At 71.8% G+C, this 17,040-nt stretch carries 18 protein-coding genes; 8 read left to right on the top strand and 10 right to left on the bottom strand.

The features are described 5' to 3' along the window. The first annotated feature begins 58 nt into the window (after positions 1-58). From TOK_RS01015 to TOK_RS01000, 4 genes are read left to right on the top strand one after another with little or no spacing between them, the layout of a single operon-like run. Entirely contained in the window at positions 59-1,201 is a 1,143-nt protein-coding gene (locus tag TOK_RS01015; protein ID WP_098955850.1) for a thiolase family protein, read from the top strand. Then, positions 1,198-1,521 carry a Zn-ribbon domain-containing OB-fold protein gene (locus tag TOK_RS01010; RefSeq protein WP_098955849.1) on the top strand — a complete coding sequence of 108 codons (324 nt, stop codon included), beginning with the start codon at positions 1,198-1,200 and terminating at the stop codon, positions 1,519-1,521. Before TOK_RS01015 ends, TOK_RS01010 begins: the two co-directional genes overlap by 4 nt. Continuing rightward, the gene (locus tag TOK_RS01005; protein ID WP_216361801.1) at positions 1,518-3,632 is read left to right on the top strand and encodes an acetate--CoA ligase family protein; all 2,115 of its coding nucleotides are present in this window, start codon (positions 1,518-1,520) and stop codon (positions 3,630-3,632) included. Before TOK_RS01010 ends, TOK_RS01005 begins: the two co-directional genes overlap by 4 nt. Before the next feature lie 19 nt (positions 3,633-3,651). After that, positions 3,652-4,653, top strand: coding sequence for a cyclase family protein (locus TOK_RS01000; protein ID WP_141566228.1), 1,002 nt, complete (start codon positions 3,652-3,654; stop codon positions 4,651-4,653). 80 nt (positions 4,654-4,733) lie between these two features. Here the strand turns inward: TOK_RS01000 and TOK_RS00995 are convergent, their stop codons facing one another. The 4 genes from TOK_RS00995 to TOK_RS00980 all read right to left on the bottom strand — a co-directional run bounded on the left by TOK_RS00995 (position 4,734) and on the right by TOK_RS00980 (position 7,357). Then, positions 4,734-5,561: an LLM class F420-dependent oxidoreductase gene (locus tag TOK_RS00995; RefSeq protein ID WP_098955847.1), complete on the bottom strand. Its 828-nt coding sequence runs from the start codon at positions 5,559-5,561 to the stop codon at positions 4,734-4,736. A 49-nt stretch (positions 5,562-5,610) separates the two neighbouring features. After that, positions 5,611-6,444 (bottom strand): mycofactocin-coupled SDR family oxidoreductase, encoded by an 834-nt coding sequence (locus tag TOK_RS00990; protein ID WP_098955846.1) that lies wholly within the window; start codon positions 6,442-6,444, stop codon positions 5,611-5,613. Positions 6,445-6,452: 8 nt separating this feature from the next. Beyond that, positions 6,453-6,848: a nuclear transport factor 2 family protein gene (locus tag TOK_RS00985; RefSeq protein ID WP_098955845.1), complete on the bottom strand. Its 396-nt coding sequence runs from the start codon at positions 6,846-6,848 to the stop codon at positions 6,453-6,455. A gap of 113 nt (positions 6,849-6,961) precedes the next feature. After that, the gene (locus TOK_RS00980) at positions 6,962-7,357 is read right to left on the bottom strand and encodes a zinc ribbon domain-containing protein (protein ID WP_141566227.1); all 396 of its coding nucleotides are present in this window, start codon (positions 7,355-7,357) and stop codon (positions 6,962-6,964) included. Between the two features lie 183 nt (positions 7,358-7,540). Between TOK_RS00980 and TOK_RS00975 the strand changes: the two genes are divergently transcribed. Then, a complete protein-coding gene (locus TOK_RS00975) occupies positions 7,541-8,329 on the top strand; it encodes an N-acyl homoserine lactonase family protein (protein ID WP_098955843.1) in 789 nt (262 codons plus the stop codon). Between the two features lie 220 nt (positions 8,330-8,549). On the opposite strand, the gene TOK_RS00970 is transcribed toward TOK_RS00975, so the two are convergent. The 3 genes from TOK_RS00970 to TOK_RS00960 all read right to left on the bottom strand — a co-directional run bounded on the left by TOK_RS00970 (position 8,550) and on the right by TOK_RS00960 (position 10,288). After that, positions 8,550-9,143, bottom strand: a complete 594-nt coding sequence (locus TOK_RS00970) for a carboxymuconolactone decarboxylase family protein (protein ID WP_098955842.1) — start codon at positions 9,141-9,143, stop codon at positions 8,550-8,552. Between the two features lie 105 nt (positions 9,144-9,248). Further along, a complete protein-coding gene (locus TOK_RS00965) occupies positions 9,249-9,434 on the bottom strand; it encodes a hypothetical protein (protein ID WP_098955841.1) in 186 nt (61 codons plus the stop codon). Then, positions 9,431-10,288 (bottom strand): sugar phosphate isomerase/epimerase, encoded by an 858-nt coding sequence (locus TOK_RS00960; protein WP_098955840.1) that lies wholly within the window; start codon positions 10,286-10,288, stop codon positions 9,431-9,433. The genes TOK_RS00965 and TOK_RS00960 overlap by 4 nt, the downstream gene beginning before the upstream one ends. A 251-nt stretch (positions 10,289-10,539) precedes the next feature. Here TOK_RS00960 and TOK_RS00955 point away from each other — a divergent pair, with 251 nt between their 5' ends. From TOK_RS00955 to TOK_RS00945, 3 genes are all read left to right on the top strand, one after another. Continuing rightward, a complete protein-coding gene (locus TOK_RS00955) occupies positions 10,540-11,727 on the top strand; it encodes a Xaa-Pro peptidase family protein (RefSeq protein ID WP_098955839.1) in 1,188 nt (395 codons plus the stop codon). A gap of 199 nt (positions 11,728-11,926) precedes the next feature. Continuing rightward, entirely contained in the window at positions 11,927-13,681 is a 1,755-nt protein-coding gene (locus TOK_RS00950; protein ID WP_098955838.1) for a sigma-54-dependent Fis family transcriptional regulator, read from the top strand. A 72-nt stretch (positions 13,682-13,753) separates the two neighbouring features. Further along, positions 13,754-14,455, top strand: coding sequence for a GntR family transcriptional regulator (locus TOK_RS00945; RefSeq protein ID WP_098955837.1), 702 nt, complete (start codon positions 13,754-13,756; stop codon positions 14,453-14,455). A gap of 72 nt (positions 14,456-14,527) precedes the next feature. On the opposite strand, the gene TOK_RS00940 is transcribed toward TOK_RS00945, so the two are convergent. The 3 genes from TOK_RS00940 to TOK_RS00930 all read right to left on the bottom strand — a co-directional run bounded on the left by TOK_RS00940 (position 14,528) and on the right by TOK_RS00930 (position 16,814). Then, positions 14,528-15,394 (bottom strand): mycofactocin-coupled SDR family oxidoreductase, encoded by an 867-nt coding sequence (locus TOK_RS00940; protein WP_098955836.1) that lies wholly within the window; start codon positions 15,392-15,394, stop codon positions 14,528-14,530. A 1-nt stretch (position 15,395) separates the two neighbouring features. Next, on the bottom strand, positions 15,396-15,761 hold the full coding sequence (locus tag TOK_RS00935) for a hypothetical protein (protein WP_098955835.1): 366 nt from the start codon (positions 15,759-15,761) through the stop codon (positions 15,396-15,398). Positions 15,762-15,872: 111 nt separating this feature from the next. Continuing rightward, positions 15,873-16,814 (bottom strand): NADP-dependent oxidoreductase, encoded by a 942-nt coding sequence (locus tag TOK_RS00930; RefSeq protein ID WP_098955972.1) that lies wholly within the window; start codon positions 16,812-16,814, stop codon positions 15,873-15,875. Positions 16,815-17,040: the final 226 nt, after the last annotated feature.

Below are 17,040 nucleotides of genomic sequence, written 5' to 3'. Positions count from 1 at the left end.
TTCGGACAGGTGCCGGCCGCGGGCGCGGCCTACGGTCGACCCGACGGAGGGAGATCGCATGGCGTGGATCCGCGGTGCCGGGCTGACCGCGTTCGGCCGGCTTCCCGGCAGGGACGCGCTGGGCTGGCAGGCGAGCGCGGCGACCCTCGCGATGGCCGACGCCGGGGTGACGCCACGGGACGTCGACGGCCTGGTCGTCGGGTACGCGACGACGCTGAACCACCTGATGCCGGCGAACCTCCTCGGGGAGTACCTGGGCATCACCCCGCAGGTGGCGCTGGGTGCGGCGGTCGGCGGGGCGACCGGCCTGGCGATGGTCGCGCAGGCCGCGGCGCTCGTGGACGCGGGCGCGGCGTCGACGGTGCTCGTCGTCGCGGGGGAGGACCGGGCCAGCGGTCAGAGCACACAGACCTCGACGAACACGCTGGCCCAGGTCGGGCACCACCGCTACGAGGTGCCGGTCGGAGCCACGGTGCCGCAGTACTACGCGCTGCTCGCGTCGGCATACCTGCACGAGCACGGGCTCGACCCGCGCGCAGGGCTGGCGCCGCTGGCGGTCGCGATGCGCGCCCATGCCGCCCGCCACGACGGCGCCCAGTTCCGCACCCCGGTGACCGTCGGCGAGGTGTTGTCCTCGCGCCCGGTCGCCGAACCGCTGCACCTGCTGGACTGCTGCCCGATCTCCGACGGCGGGGCGGCGTTCGTCGTCGGCGCCGGTGGCGACCCGCGGGACGTGGAGATCGCCGGCACCGGGCAGGCGCACCTGCACCAGCACATCAGCGAGGCCGACCTGCACGGGTTCGGGGCGCGGGTGTCGGCCGGACGGGCGCTGGCGGAGGCGGGCTCGGAGATCGCGGAGGTCGACGTCTTCGGCATCTACGACAGCTTCACGATCACCCTCGCGCTGCTGCTGGAGGAGCTCGGTCTGGCCGAGCCGGGGCGGGCGGGCGCGGCCGCGGCCGACGGCCGTTTCGACCTCGACGGCCCGACACCGGTCAACCCGCACGGCGGGCTGCTGTCCTACGGGCACTGCGGTGTCGGCGGCGGGATGGCGCATCTGGCCGAGGTGGTGTCCCAGCTGCGTGGTGAGGCAGGTGGGCGTCAGGTCACCGGCGCCCGGCAGGGACTCGTGCACGCCGACGGCGGCGTGATGTCGGCGCACGTGACCGCCGTGCTGCGCGGCCGGGGAGGAACTCGATGACCACCGACTGGACCGATGGCGAGCCGCGGATCGTCGTCAGTGCCTGCGTGGACTGCGGCCATCGCTGGTACCTGCGGCGCGACCGGTGCCCGCGGTGCGCCGGTGCGGTGACGACGACGATCAGCGCAGGCCGCGGCGCGGTCGTCGCCACGACCGCGGGGGCACAGGGGGCGATCGCGCTCGTCGACCTCGCCGAGGGCGTGCGGGTGCTCGGGCGGTGCGACCCGGCACTGAGGCCCGGCGTCCCGGCTGTGCTGACGTTCCGGGCCGGGACGGACGACCCCGTCGCGGTCCCCTACTTCGAGGCGGAGCACTCGTGAGCGACCTGTCGTTCTTCCACACGCCACGGTCGGTGACCGTGATCGGGGCCTCCGACAACCCGGACAAGATCGGTGGCCGGCCGATCAGGTACATGACGACGCTCGGGTACGCCGGCGCGCTCTACCCGGTGAACCCGGCGCGACCGACGATCCAGGGGCTGCCGGCGTTCGCGTCGGTCGAGGCGCTGCCGGAGGTGCCGGACGTCGCCGTCATCGGTGTGCCGGGGCAGGCGGCCGTCGACGCGGTCGCGATGTGCGCGCGGCTGGGGGTGCGCGGTTGCGTCGTGATGTCGTCCGGTTTCGGCGAGACGCCCGACACGGACGGGCGGCGCAGGCAGGGGGAGATGCTGCGGGCGGCGCGGGAGACGGGGATGCGCATCGTCGGCCCCAACACCCAAGGGCTCGCGAGCTTCGGCTCGGGTGCGGTCCTCGGGTTCTCGACGATGTTCACCGAGGCCCCGCCCGCCGACGGCCCCGTCGCCGTCGTCAGCCAGAGCGGCGCGCTGTGCTCGGTGCCCTACGGGATGCTGCGCCGCCGCGGGGTCGGGGTGCGCTACGCCCACGCCACCGGCAACGACGCCGACGTCACTGCCGCTGAACTGGCCGCGACCGTGGTCGCTGACCCCGGCATCCGGCTGCTGCTGCTCTACCTGGAGGACATCCGCGACCCCGCATCGGTGGAGGAGCTGGCCGAGGTCGCGCGGCGACGGGGTGTGCCCGTCGTCGCGCTCTCGGGTGGGCGCAGTGCCGGTGGGCAACGGGCCGCCGCGTCGCACACGGGGGCGCTGGCGAACGAGACCCGCGTCGTCGACGCGTTCTTCGAACGGCTCGGGATCTGGCGCGCCGGCAGCTCCTCCGAGCTCACCGCCGCGGTGGACCTCTACCTTCGCGGAGCCGCGTCCCCGCCGGTGGACCGTCCGCGAGCGGGAGGCCTGGCGATCGTCAGCAACTCCGGGGCGATCTGCGTGCTGGCCGCCGACGCCGCCGCCGACCACGGCCTGGACCTCGCGACGTTCACCGGAGCCACCCACGAGCGCCTGGTCGCGGCGTTGCCGGCGTTCGCCGCGACCGCGAACCCCGTCGACGTGACCGCCGCCCTGATGACCGACAGCAGCCTGTTCGGGAAGGTGCTGCCCGTCATCGGCTCGGACCCCGGGGTCGACGCGTGCGTCATCGGGATCCCGGTGGCCGGGCGTGGGTACGACGTCGCGGCCATCGCCGCCGACGTCGGCGCGTTCGCCCGGGACAGCGGTGTGCCCGTTGCCGTCGCGATCGCCCAGCCCGACGTGGGCGAGGTCTTCCGCGGCGAGGACCTCGCGGTGTTCGACGACGAGGCCGCGGCCGTCGCGGCACTCGCCCAGGTGACGCGGCACGGCGCGATCGCGGCGGCTGCCGCCGGACGGGCCCGGCTCTCCCCACGCCGGCCCGCGGGCCCGCTGCGCACCGCCGACGAGGCCGACAGCCTCGCGACACTGGCCGGGCTGGGCATCCCGACCGTCGCCGTGACGCGGTGCCCGGACGTCGGCGCCGCGGTGGCGGCCTTCGACGCGCTGGGCGGGGTGCCGGTCGTCGTGAAGGGCTGCACGGCGGCCGTCACCCACAAGTCCGACCTGGGGCTGGTCCGGCTCGGCCTCGGTGACGCCGAACAGGTCGCCGCCGCCACCGAGGACATCCTGGACATCCTGGCGCGCAACGGCATCGTGGACAGCGACGTGATCGTCGCCCCCATGGTCACCGCGCCCGTCGAGGTCATGGTCGGCGCGCACCTCGACCCGGTGTTCGGGCCCGTCGTGGTGCTCGGCGCCGGCGGCACGCTCGTCGAGGTCTCACCCGACGTCCGGGTCCTGCTCCCGCCGTTCACCCGGGCGGAGGCTCGGGCGGCGGTCGACTCGCTGCGGATGGCGCCGCTGCTGGGCGCCGTGCGCGGCGACGAGGCCGCCGACGTCGACGCCTGGGTCGACATCGCCGTCCGGCTGGGCGACGAGATGGTCCGGCCGGGGTCACGGATCGCGGGCGTCGACGTCAACCCGGTGCTGCTGCGGCGCGGAGCAGGCGGGGGTGCGGTGGCGGTCGACGCGGTCGTCCTCGTCGACGACGGCGGCGGGGTGTGATCCGGGCGAGGATCGGCTCGTGACCGAACCGAGCGTCCCGACCTACGCCCAGCTCCTCGCGCGGACCGACGGCCCGCCCGGCTCCTCGTGGGGGGTGTGGGGTGCCGACGACGAGATCGGGACGCTCAACCACCTCACCCCGGACCGGGTCCGGGCTGCCGCCGCACTCGTGCGCACGGGGCAGCGGGTCCGGCTCGACCACCCGCTCGAGGCGTTCGACCCACCGCCCGCGCCGACGCGCAAGCCGTTGCAGCACATGATGTTCGGTGCCAACGAGCACCACCGCGACGAATACCTGGACAGCTTCCACACCCAGGGCAGCAGCCAGCTCGACGGGCTGCGGCATTTCGCCCATCCTGAGCACGGGTTCTACAACGGCACCGACCCCGGGCTGCTCCGGCCGGGAGCGCCGACGCTCGGTGTGAACCGCTTCGCCGAGCACGGGATCGTCGGGCGCGGGGTACTGGTCGACGTCGACGCCCACCTGCGCACCCGCGGGCACGTCATCGACCACGACGCCGGCGAGCCGATCGAGGTCTCGACGGTGGTCGAGGCCGCCGCCGCGCAGGGTGTGGCGCTGGCGCCCGGCGACATCCTGATGGTGCGTACCGGCTGGGGACACCATTACCTGCACGAGCTCGGGCCGCAGGAACGCCGCGCGCTCACCCCGCTGCGGGCCTCCGGCCTGCTGGCGTCGCGTGAGACTCTCGAATGGTTGTGGGACAGCCGGTTCGCGGTAGTTGCGAGCGACACCTTCGCCGTGGAGGCCTGGCCCGCACCGCGGGACTCGCCGTTCCTCACCGCGGCCGAGCGCGCCGGGGCCGACCGGATTCCGCACAGCGGGCTCATGCACCGGGAGCTGATCCCGCTGCTGGGATTCGTCCTCGGGGAGCTGTGGGCGCTCGACGAGCTGGCGGCCGCGTGTGCCGCCGACGGCCGGTGGGACGCCATGGTGGTGTCGACGCCGCTGAACCTCACCGGCGGCGTCGGCTCCCCGAGCAACGCGGTGGCGATCCGCTGAGCGGGACGGGCGGACGGCGGAACGCACGACGGCCGCCGTCCCGGTCGGGGACGACGGCCGTCGTGTGGGGAAACCGTGGCTCAGCGGTATCGCTCGACCAGCGCGGCCAGCACGTCGAGCCGGGCGAGGGTGTCGCTCTGCGAGGCCGGCTCCAGGACGACGGCGACACGTTCGGCGCCGCCGTCACGGTAGGCGTCCAGGACGGCGAGATCGTCGCCGTCGGCGCCGAAGACGCTCATCGGAGCATCGGGTGCGTACTCCGCGCGCATCTCGAACTGCGCCTTGACCGCGTCGGGGTCGGGGGCGCCGCCGTGCAGCCAGCCGTCGCCGTGGGCCGTGACGCGCCTGGCCGCGGCCGGACCCCACCCGCCCACGTAGAGCGGGAGGCGCGGCTGCACCGGTTTGGGCCACGACCAGATCGGGTCGAAGTCCACGAACCGGCCGTGGAACTCGGCCTCGTCCTGGGTCCAGATCGCGCGCAGCGCCTGGAGCTGCTCGTCGAGCAGCGCGCCACGGGTGCGCGGGTCGGTCCCGTGGTTGCGCATCTGTTCCTTGTTCCAGCCGGGCGCCACCCCGAACAGCACACGGCCGTCCGAGACGACGTCGAGGCTGGCGACCTCCTTGGCGGTGTAGATGACGTCGCGCTGGGTCATCAGCGCGATGCCGGTGCCGAGGGTGATCCGTGACGTCGCGACGGCCGCCGCGGTCAGCGCGACGAACGGGTTGAGCAGCCGGGCGTAGTAGTCCGGCATGGGTCCGCCGAGGGGGAACGGCGACTCCCTGCTCACCGGGATGTGGGAGTGCTCGGTGACGAACAGGGACTCGAACCCCCGATCCTCGACCGCCCGCCCGAGGACGTCGGGACGGATCGTCCCGTCGGCGACGAACGCCCCGATGCCGATCTTCATGTCGTCTCCTTGGTTCTGCCGTTCGCGGAGGCCCGGCGCTGTCGGCCGGTCAGATGCGCTGGAACCCGGCGTCGACCGGCAGCGAGATGCCCGTGATGTACCGGCCTTCGTCGGAGGCGAGGAAGGCGATGGCGTTGGAGATGTCGCGCGGCTCGATCCATGGGATCGGCAGTGCGTTGAGCGCCGTGTACGCGGGCTCGCTCTCCTCGCGGGTCGGGTGCTCCGAGTCCGGGACGAACGCCTTGCGCATCGCAGGGTTCTGGATCATGTCGGTGTCGCAGTTGGTCGGGTGGATCGTGTTGACCCGGATGAAGTGCGGCGCGAGCTCGAGCGCCAGGGTCTGCATGAGCCCGACGACGCCGTGCTTGGCGGCGATGTAGTGCCCAGCGCCCTGGACCGGGCGCAGCGCCACCGCGGTGCTGGTCAGCGTGATCGAGCCGCCGCGACCACCCGCGATGATGTGCGGGACCGCGGCCTTGCAGGTGTGGAAGACACCGGTGAGGTTGACGTCGATCATGGTGTTCCACTGCTCGAGCGAGAGCTCGTGCACCATGCCGAGGTTGACGATGCCCGCGTTGCCGCACACGATGTCCAGGCGCCCCAGCGCGGACACGCCCGCGTCGACGGCCGTGGACAGCGCGGCGTAGTCGCGCACGTCGGCCTCGGTGGCGACGATGCGGCGGTCGAGGTCCTCGATCAGGCGCACCGTCTCCTTCAGGTCCTCCGGGGTGGACATCGGGTACTCGACGGTGTCGACCTGGCCGCAGAGGTCGACGGCGATGATGTCGGCGCCCTCCTGGGCGAGCCGGATCGCGTGCGAGCGGCCCTGGCTGCGCGCGGCACCGGTGACGAAGGCGACCTTGCCCTCGAGCTTGCCTGCCATGGCTGGACTCACTTCTCGTTGTAGAGGGCGTTGACGGCCAACGGGTCCTTGTAGAACGAGTCCAGGCCGACGATCCGGCCGTCGCGGACGGTGTAGATCTCGGTGACCCGGGTCGGCAGCGAGCGGCCGCTACCCGTGGAGGTGAAGGTCATCTCCAGCCGCGAGACGATCACGTGGCCGCCGTCGATCAGCTCGTTGCTGTCGATGCGCGCCTCGACGCCGGCGGACATCTTCTCGATCAGCTTCGCGAACCCGGCCGGGCCGGTGAACCTGCCCGAGAAGTCCATGCCGTCGGCCTCGTCGACGATCGCGTCGTCGGCGAGCCGGCTCAGCGCGTCGTCGAGATCGCCACGGATGAAGGCGTCGACGAATTCCTTCACGACCTGCTTGTCGGCGTCACTCACGAGATGCCCACCTTTCGTTCGTCACGATGTCCGGCCGTCGTCGGCTGTCCGACGAACGACGTTAGGAGTGCTGATCCGGGGCGTGTTGTTCCACCTTGGGACAAGTCCGGCCGTCATCCCGCGGGTGCGGGGCGGGAGTGGCTGTGGCTCAGGACGTCCTCGAGCCTCGGAGTCCGCACGGCCGCGGCGGCCTCCTGCTTCGCGAGCTCGCGGTCGAGCGTCCGGTTGTCGCCGCGGACCCGCGCGACCCATGCGCGGCCCGCCTCCGGGGTCATGTGGCACAGGCCCAGGACGTCGGGGTTCCGGGTGCAGAGCGACGGTTCCGCGGCAGGCAAGGGGTGCCGCTCGGACCCGGCCGCGGGGCCGCGGCCCAGCCCGATCGGCGACCATGCGCGCCGGGCCGGGCCGCCGCACGCGGGGCACCGGTGGGTCGTCGGCGGGGGAGTGGCGGCCCAGGCCTCGAAGCGGCCCGTGCACGTGGGACACACGTAGTCGACAAGAATTGCCATCCCTGCAGGAAATCAGGGTCGAGCGCGGCGATGATGTGTCGATCCGGCACATCCGGCACGCGGTGTCCTGAAATCGCACACCATTCTCGGGAAGGCGCGCCCTACGGTCCTGCTCTCGAGACCGATTTCCGGATCCGGGCGTTCGTGACGACACCGAAAACCCGTCAACGAGAGGAAGAGCCAATGCCGTCCTTCGCCACGTGCACGCGGTTGTGGGCACTCGACTCGCCCAGCTTCACCCTCGACGCGTCGACTCTGATGTACGGACTCAGCGGGGAGCTGACCGTCCCGCTGCCCGCGTACCTGATCGAGCACCCGCGTGGGCTCGTCCTGTTCGACACAGGGCTCGTGCCGGAGGCCCACGACGACCCCGAAGCGGTCTACGGTGAGCTCGCGACGCTGACCAGGCTCGCCGTGAAGCCGGAGCAGCGGCTCGACCGCCAGCTCGCGGCACTCGGGTACAAGACCTCCGACGTCACCCACGTCATCGCCTCGCACAGCCATCTCGACCACACCGGCGGCCTGTCGCTGTTCCCGCAGGCCAAGTTCTATGCCGGAGAGGGTGAGCTGCCGTTCTCGTTCTGGCCCACCAGCGTCGGCGCCGGCTTCTTCCGGACCGCCGACATCGAGGCGACCCGCCACTTCGACTGGAACTACATCCCGGGTGTCGATGTCGACCTGTTCGGCGACGGCAGCCTGACGGTGCTGTTCACGCCGGGTCACACCCCCGGCGAGCTGAGCCTGCTGGTCCGGCTGCCGTCGCGCACGTTCATCCTGACCGGGGACACGGCCCATCTGAGGGCGGCGTTCGAGCAGGAGGTCCATTTCCCGATCGACTCGAACACCGAGCAGGCGGTCCGCAGCCTGCGCCGGCTCAAACTGTTGCGCGACGCCGCCGACGCCACGGTGTGGATCACCCACGACCCCGACGACTGGGCCGCTCTCGGCCACGCCCCCCACTGCTACGAGTGAGCCTCCCGGCCCCTCACGGCTGAGGGCAACCGAACGCCGAGTTCGACGTGAGACTGCACATTCTCGTGATCGAAGCAGTCTGTGGTCGAACTCGGCGTGCGGGGCGGTCCGGTTCGTACGCGGCGGTCATCGCTCGCGCCGTGGCGGGGATCGTGCGCGGACGAGCGCACGGACGGCCGCCCCCCGACGTACGGAGCGGCCGTCCGGTGACGACGGGCACTCAGCCCATCGCGACCTCCACCCACGAGTCGCCGCCCCAGGGGGTGACGATCGTGCCGCTGCTGGCCGGGCCCTGGTTCTTGAAGAACTCGGGCAGGTCGTCGCGCAGGTCCCAGGTGGCGTCGAGCCGACCGAGACCCACGCAGATCGCCGCGATCTGACCGAGCTCGACGATCTCCCCCTCGCTGTAGTGCATGCGGAGGTCGTCGTAGACGGCATCGTCGATCGAGAGATGATCGGTCGCGAGCTTGTCGGCGTAGTGCAGGGCGGAGCGGTCCGCGTCGGACAGGTCCGGTGCCTCCTCCGGCTTCTCCAGTGAGCACACCAGGTTCTCGTCGACCCCGTCGAGGGTCGCGTGTCCGTACCGCATCGCCATGCAGCTGCGGCACTGGTTGTGGAAGGCGATCCGCAACCGGACCAGCTCGACCAGCCGCGGCGTCAGCGACGTGTTGGTCATCCAGGCACCGAAGAACTGCACCAGTGTCTGGACCCGTTCCGGGCGGGTGGCCCGGGCGTGGATCTTCATCACGAGCGGCACGTCCTCACCGATGAGTGGGGCGTAGACCTCCGGCGGTGCAGGCGCGATCCGAGCCATCTTGTCTCCTCGTGGACCTCGTCGTCCGGATCGGTGCTCCGGACCGATGCCCCCATCGTCGAACCGGGCGGGGCAGTCGTAGGTGTCCCAACTTCGGGCATCCCCTCACGGCCGCGACCCGAGCTCCGGCAGCCCGTCCCACGGGAGTCGGCAGTACATCCACATCCGGCCCGGGCCGGGCATCGGCGCGGGAGTGGTGAGCAGGGTGGCACCGGCCGCGGTCACCCGCGATGCGGCGACCTCGATGTCGGGCACGGTGAGGCCGAGGTCATCGACCCGTGACCCGGTCACGACACGAACCGGGTCGCGGTGTCGCGGGCGCGGCGCAGGCCCTCGGCCAGTGGCAGTGCCCGGTGCTCGGTCGAGAGGATCTCGACGCCCCACGGGCCGTCGAAACCCACGGTGCGCAACGCATCGACGACGGCCGGGATGTCGATGTCGCCCTCGCCGCAGTAGCGGCGGTTGTCCACGGTGTCGGTGAACAGGTCGCCTGCCGGCTCGGCGTCGGCGTCGGTGAGCTCGACCGCCCACACCTGACCGTGCGGGATCCTGGCGACCAGCTCGTCGGGTGTCGTCCCGGCCCGCAGGACGTGCCAGAGGTCGACCAGCAGGCCGATGTTCGCGCGACCGGCGAGGCTGACGAGCTCGGACCCGCGCGGGACCGACTCGACCATGGCGACGGCGGCCGGTTCCAGCACGATGCGCTGGCCGCGGGCGGCGGCGCGGTCACCGAGGCGGGCCAGCGGTTCGACGAGGGGTGCGAGGTCATCGATCGGCTCCCGGAACGCCGTGCCGACCTTCACGAAGGCGGCTCCCAGCTCGGCGGCGGCGTCGAGCAGGATCTCCTCGGTGCGGCGTGACGCGGCACCCTCGTCCCCGTCGCACCACCAGTCGCTGAGGAACTCGACCTCGACGTGCTCGATCCCGGCGGCGTCGAGGTGACGCCGCATCTCGGTGAGCCTGCCGTTCCCGCGGACCGTCTCCAGCTCGTCCTGGGTGAACCCGACGCCGTACCAGCCCTGTGCAGCGAGGATGTCGAGCCGCTCGGTGAGGGGGATCGGGCTGACCCAGCGCGGGTCCCGGGGCGTGACGTCGCCGAGAACCGTCCACGAGGTCGCGACGAGCTTCGGTGGGGTGGTGGTCATGGGTCTCCTCTACCGGGTCCGTCGGCGAGCGCGGGTGCCGGATGCGCCGAGGACACGAGAGTGTCGGCGGTGGGAGATGCGCGGCGACGCCGCGATGTCGCGGATGGTCGCGGGCGGCCCTGCGTCCGGAGTTGTCCCAGGTTGGGACACCCGTGAACTCCGTGTGACGGGCACGTTGACAGCGCTGTGGCGCCGCTCATACGGTGTCGGTCGACAGGCGACAGTCGCCCGACGTTTTCGGAGGAGCCAGAATGTCCGCAGCACCCGCGCCGCCCGTGCCGGCGGTTGCGCCCGCGTTCGACCACGCGCAGCTCGACGAGCTCATGGAGCGGGCAGGCCTCGACGCGCTGCTGGCGACCTCGAAGCACAACGTCCAGTACCTGCTGGGTGGCCACCGCTACTTCTTCTTCGACTACATGGACGCGATCGGCGTCAGTCGCTACCTGCCGGTCGTGGTCTACGTGCGCGGTGTCCCCGAGGCCACCACCTACATCGGCAACGCCACCGAGGACTGGCAGCTGGAGAACCGGCCGCTCTGGGTGTCCGAGGTCGAGCTGTCGAGCTGGGGCGCGGTCGACGCGGTCGATCGGGCACTCGCACGCCTGCGCAGGGTCAGGCCGGGCGCGCTGACCGTCGGCGTCGAGTCGTCGTTCCTGCCGGCCGACGCCTACCTGCGGCTGGCGGCCGAGCCGGGGGTGACGATCGGCGAGGCCCACCTCACCCTCGAGCGGCTCCGCGCCTGCAAGACCCCGGCCGAGCTGGCGCTCGTCGAGCAGGCGTCCGACGCGATCGTCGAGTCGATGACCGCCGTGTTCGCCGGCCACGGGGAGGGCGCGACGAAGCACGAGCTCGTCGAGGCCCTCCGCCGGGAACAGACGGCGCGCGGCCTGACCTTCGAGTACTGCCTCGCCAGCATGGGCCCGAGCCACAACCGCGGCACGTCCGAGCAGGCGTGGCGCCCCGGCGACGTCCTCTGCCTCGACTCGGGCGGCAACCTCGGCGGCTACATCGGCGACCTGGCCAGGATGGCCGTCCTCGGCCCGCCCGACGGTGAGCTGCAGGAGCTGCTCGGGTACATCGAGCAGGCGCAGCAGGCCGCTCGGACACCGATCCGGCCGGGCGCGCGCGGCGAGGAGATCTTCGCCGCCGCACACGAGGTGATCCGCCGCGGCGCGTTCGTCGACACGACCCACTTCGTCGCGCACGGGATGGGCCTGATCAGCCACGAGGCGCCCCGGCTGACCGCGACCGGTCCGGTCCCGTATCCCAACGACCACGGCGGCCTGCCCCTCGAGGAGGGCATGGTGCTGTCTGTGGAGACGACGCTGCTGCACCCCACTCGAGGGTTCATCAAGCTCGAGGACACCGTCGTCGTGTCCGCCGACGGGTACCGGGCGTTCGGGGACGGCGCCCGCGGATGGACCGTCGCGGGCGGCTGATCGGCTCGAGCACCTTGTGCTCGGCCACGTCCGACGGTCTCATTGCGGAGACGACGTCACGACGTGTGGTGCGACAGGGTCGCGCCGTCGCCCGGCTCGGGTGACGTGCATCGGAAATCCGAAGTACAGGACGTAGCCAGTCCGCACTGTGCGCCGCTCTCGGTCGCCGGTGCGCAGCTCCACCGACGGGAGGCCGACGATGTCCACGACCTACGCCCGCCAGCTCCGGTCCGCTCGTGACGAGTTCGTCGTCACCGGGCAGGTTCCGGAGCGGTACCGGGCCGCAGTGCGCCCCGAGATCGCTGCATCGTGGGCGCGTTCGCGCAGCAGTGGCGCATCGCCGGAGGAGGTGCACCTCCCGGCGTTGCCGGAGATCGACCAGCAGAGCGAGCTCGCCGTCGTCGCAGGCCGGGTCCTGGACCGGCTGGCTGCCGAGATCGACGATCTCGGTGGAGCGGTGTTCCTCGCCAACGCCCAGGCTCAGCTGGTGCGCAGCTGGATCCCCGACGAGATGGTCCGGACGTCGCTGCGGCGCATCCTCGCCGAACCCGGTGCGAGCTGCAACGAGGCCCACGTCGGGACCAACGGCATCGGCACCGCGCTCGCCGACGGCCAGACGAAGATCATCGGTGGTCCCGAGCACTGGGGTGAGCTGCACCAGGACATGACCTGCGTGGCGGCGCCCATCCTGCACCCGGTGACCCGGCGCCCCGCGGGTGTGCTGAACGTGACGCTGATGGACCAGCGCATCCATCCTGCCCTGACCGCGCTCGTGCGCTGGGGTGTCGAGGAGATCCGGCAGGGGCTCCTGGAGCAGACCGGTCGGGCCGAGCGGCTCCTGTTCGAGCAGTTCATGGCACGCCGGCGCAGCGACCGGCCGTCGTTGCTGCTCAGCCCTCGGCTGTGCATCGCCGATCCGGCCGCCGCGGCCCTGCTGCCCGATCTCGACGCGGCCGAGCTGTGGGACCGGGTGAACCGGTCGAGGCAGCCCGGCGGTGCGACCGAGCTGGAGCTCGCCGACGGCGTCGTCGTTCCCGTCAACGTCACTCAGGTCGACGAGGGACTGCTCATCGAGGTCCGGCGGCAGGGCCGGCCCCCGCGACGGCGGTCGGCCGTGCGTCCCAGCCCCACCGCGGCGTACGCGGCCGCCGAGGAGGCGGGTGCCGACGCGATCGCGGGCGGGCTGCCGCTGCTGATCGTCGGTGAGCCGGGGAGCGGCAAGCTGACGCTGGCGCGAAAGCTCACCAGCGGGGACCCGGACCTCGACCCCATCGTGGTCGTCGACTGCAAGACGGTCACGGAGCCCTCCGAACGGTGGGCCGACCACGTTCGCACGATCGGCGAGGCCGCCCGTGTGTTCGTCCTGCGTCACCTGGACCGGATCGACGTCCGGACCGGGCGGCTTCTCGCGCAGGTCCTGGAGGGGCTCGCGGGCCGGCCGTCACCGCCACGCGTGATCGCGACGGTGACCGAGCGCGCTCACCGGCAGGACGTCCTCGACGTCGTGTTCGACCGGTTCGCGATCGTCACGGTCGAGGTGCCACCGCTGCGGGACCGTGCTGCCGACCTGCCTGCCCTGGTGTCCGCGCTGACGTCCGGGCTGGACCGGCGCGCCCGGTGGAGCGCCGAGGCGCTCGAGGTCCTGGGCAGGCGCGGTTGGCCCGGGAACGTCCGGGAGCTGGAGAACGTCGTCCAACGCACACTGAGCAACAGTGGCGGCCTGATCCGCGTGGCCGACCTGCCCCTCGACGTGCGGCAGGAGGCCGGCCGCCGGAGCTTCACCAAGATGGAGCGGGCCGAGCGGGATGCGATCATGACCGCGCTGGAGAACTCGCGCGGCAACAAGGTCATCGCCGCCGAGGAGCTCGGGATCTCGCGCTCGAGCCTCTATCGCAAGATCGACCGCTACGGACTCGCGGACGCGGGCCAGGTCGAGATGCGTCTCCGGAGCTGACGTCGCCCGGTCGCCTGTCGACCGGGGCTGTTAGGTTCGGTACCGACCGTCACGCCCGTAGGAGGCAGCAGGATGTCCGTGTCCGTCCCGCCCTGGGAGTCGCTCGACCTCGGGGGGAGGGCACCCAAGAAGGCTCCTTCGTTGGCCGACCAGGCGTACGCGACCCTCAAGCAGTGGATCGTCGGGGGCGATCTCGCCGCGGGCGTGGCGCTGAGCGAGAACGACCTCGCGCGGCGGTTCTCCATCAGCCGCTCCCCGCTGCGTGAGGCGGTCCGCCGGTTGCAGGACGAGGGTCTGCTGGAGCCGTCGGGTCCCCGGGGGTTCAGCGTCCCGCCCCTGAGCGTCGAACTGGTGCGCGACGTCTACGGCGTGCGGAGAGCGTTGGAGACGGCCGCGGCCGAGACGGCCGTGGCGATCCCGCGCGACGCCATCGCGGACATGCGCGAGCGCCTCGACGACCAGGTCGTCCAGGCCCGCAAGGGCGACCTGGCACCGTTCAACGAGAACGACTTCGCCTTCCACGACCTCTTCGTCGCCCACTGCGGCAACCGTCTGCTGATCACCCATCTGGACCGGCTGCGCGGAAGCCTGCGTCGCATCATCAACTACGCGGGCCGGTTCACCGAGCACACGATGGCCTCGTGCGAGGAACACCTGGCGATCATGGCCGCGATGGAGTCCGGCAGCACCGCCGAGCTCAGGCACACCGTCGATGTCCACATCCGGGGTGTGACCGAGCGGCTGGTGGCCACCTTCGAGGCGAAGGTGGGCTGAGGCCCGGTCCCCGGGCGCGACACGCAGGAGCCCCGGGACGGCGACGCCGTCCCGGGGCTCTCGCGTCCGCCGTTACTTGATCAGTGCGCCGAGGTCGACCGACATCCGCAGCCCGGTGATGTACCGGGACTCGTCGGACGCCAGGAACAGCACCGCATTGCTGATGTCGGTGACGTCGAGCCACGGCACCGCGTGCTTCCACGGCTGCGAGGGGTCCCACAGCAGGTTCATGGTCGACGACGCCTCCCCGAACTCCTCGCGGCTGGGGGAGTGGTCGAGGTCGGGCCGGAACATGCGCTTGAGCGGTTCGTTCTTGAAGTTGATGTCCGTGTCGACGGTCGTCGGGTGGATCGTGTTGACCCGGATCCCGTGCTCCGCGACCTCCGCCGCCAGCGACTGCGACAACCCGACCACGGCGAACTTCGCGGCGCAGTACGCCGCCAGGTTCGGCATCCCCTTCAGACCCAGCAGTGAGCTCGTGATGATGATCGAGCCGCCGTTGCCGGCCTCGATCATCCGCGGGACGACCGGGCGGACGGTGGCCCAGACCCCCTTGGTCATCACGTCGACGTGGGCGTCCCACATCTCCTCGGTGATCTCCCAGGTCCGCGGTCCGACCTGGCAGATGCCGGCGTTCGCGCAGACGATGTCGATCCGGCCGAACTCCTCGTAGGCCTCGTCGGCGACCCGCTGCATCGCGGCGACGTCGCTCACGTCCGCGGTGCGCGCGAGGATCCGTCGGTCCTGGTCCTCGACCAGTGCGACCGTCTCCTCGAGCTCGGTCGCCGTACCCAGCGGGTAGCCGAGGCCGTCGATGTCGTCGCAGAGGTCGACGGCGACGATGTCGGCGCCCTCGCGGGCGAGCATCCGCGCGTGCGAACGTCCCTGCCCCCGGGCCGCGCCCGTGATCAGTGCGACCTTGCCGTCCAGCCTGCCCACGTCAGATGTCCCACGGGGTGGTGACCTGCAGGACGGCCTCCTGCAGTGAGTCCCCGCGCAGATGGAAGCCGGACTTGAAGTCCGCGTCGTGGAGCAGCGCGAAGAACTGCTTCGAGTTCGGGTACCGGACGATCCACACCGCGTCCCACGACTGCCCGTCCTCGGCGACCATGACGTGCCCGCCCTTGCCGAGGTAGACGAACTCGACACCGAAGCGCGGCCCGTGCACCTTGCAGTGCCGGACGTACTCCTCGTAGGTCTTCTCGCCGCCCTCGTTGAACCGCAGGAGGTTCATGAGGATGATCGGCTGGTCCTCGGGCAGTTCGAGCAGCGCGTCGATCGCGTCCTGTTCCGGGTCGATCGCCATGATCGTGTCCTCTCGTGACATCGCAGGTCCGACGTTCCGCCGGTCGGTTCCGGCATCACGACGACGGTAGGAAGGATGGTCTCGGGACTGTTGTCCCGGGCTGGGACAGGATCAGCCGGACACCTCGAGGACGATCTTCCCGGTGGTGCGGCCGGCCTCCCCGAGACGATGTGCGTCCGCGGCGGCGGCGAGGGCGAACGTGGAGTCGACGACGACCTCCAGCTGCTTGTCGTCGACGAGGGCGGCGAGCTCCGTCAGTCCGGCCCGGTCGGGTTCCACGAGCATCCACGTGACGCGCACCCCGTCGCGGCGCGGCATCAGTGACGAGTCGAAACCGGCCGGCGGGATGATGCTGACGAGGGTCCCGCCCGCACGGAGCGTGCGCAGGGACCGCTCGGTCACCTCGCCCCCGAGGGTGTCGAGGACGACGTCGACGTCGCCGACGACCTCGGCGAAGTCCTGGGTCCGGTAGTCGACGAGCTCGTCCGCTCCCAGGCCGCGCAGGAACTCGTGCTTGGCCGCGCTCGCCGTCCCGATCACGTGGGCGCCCCGGGCCTTCGCGATCTGCACCGCGAGGTGACCGACCCCGCCGGCCGCGGCGTGGACGAGGACGCGCTGTCCGGGACCGACCCCGGCGGTGTCGACGAGCGCCTGCCACGCGGTGAGCCCGGCGAGCGGCAGCGCTGCGGCGTGCACCGCGTCCAGACCCCCGGGACGGCGGGCGAAGTGGCGGGCCGGACCGGTCACGTACTCGGCGTAGGCGCCGGCGGGGCGGGGGAACCTCGGCATGCCGAAGACCTCGTCGCCGGGCGCGAGGACCGTCACGCCCGGACCGACCTCCTCGACGACCCCGGCGACGTCGAAACCGACGGTGAACGGGGGTGTCTCGTCGTGGTAGAAGAAGCCGCGGGTCCGTGTCTTCCAGTCCGTCGGGTTGACGCCGGCGGCCTGGACCCGCACCAGGATCTCGGCCGGGCCCGCGGTCGGACGCTCCTTCTCGATCACCCTGAGGACCTCCGGCCCCCCGGGCCGGTCCTGGCTGATCGCCTTCATCGTCGTGGTCACGTGTACGTCCGTCCTGTCGGAGAGGACCATCGAGCGGGCGACGGTCGGCTGTCGACCGGACCGTAGGAGCGCCCTGTTCGGGCTGTCAATCGGCGTGGCCGGCACGTGTCAAGTTGGGACAACCCGGCCGAGATGTCGACTGCGAGCGTTCTGGCCGAGACGCCGCGATGGTCCGCCCCGGTGGGCGTCGTCGGCCGGACCGACGAGTGGGAGG

Source organism: Pseudonocardia sp. N23, from assembly GCF_002583555.1.
Classification (GTDB): domain Bacteria; phylum Actinomycetota; class Actinomycetes; order Mycobacteriales; family Pseudonocardiaceae; genus Pseudonocardia.
This window is presented reverse-complemented; position numbering and strand designations above follow the sequence as displayed.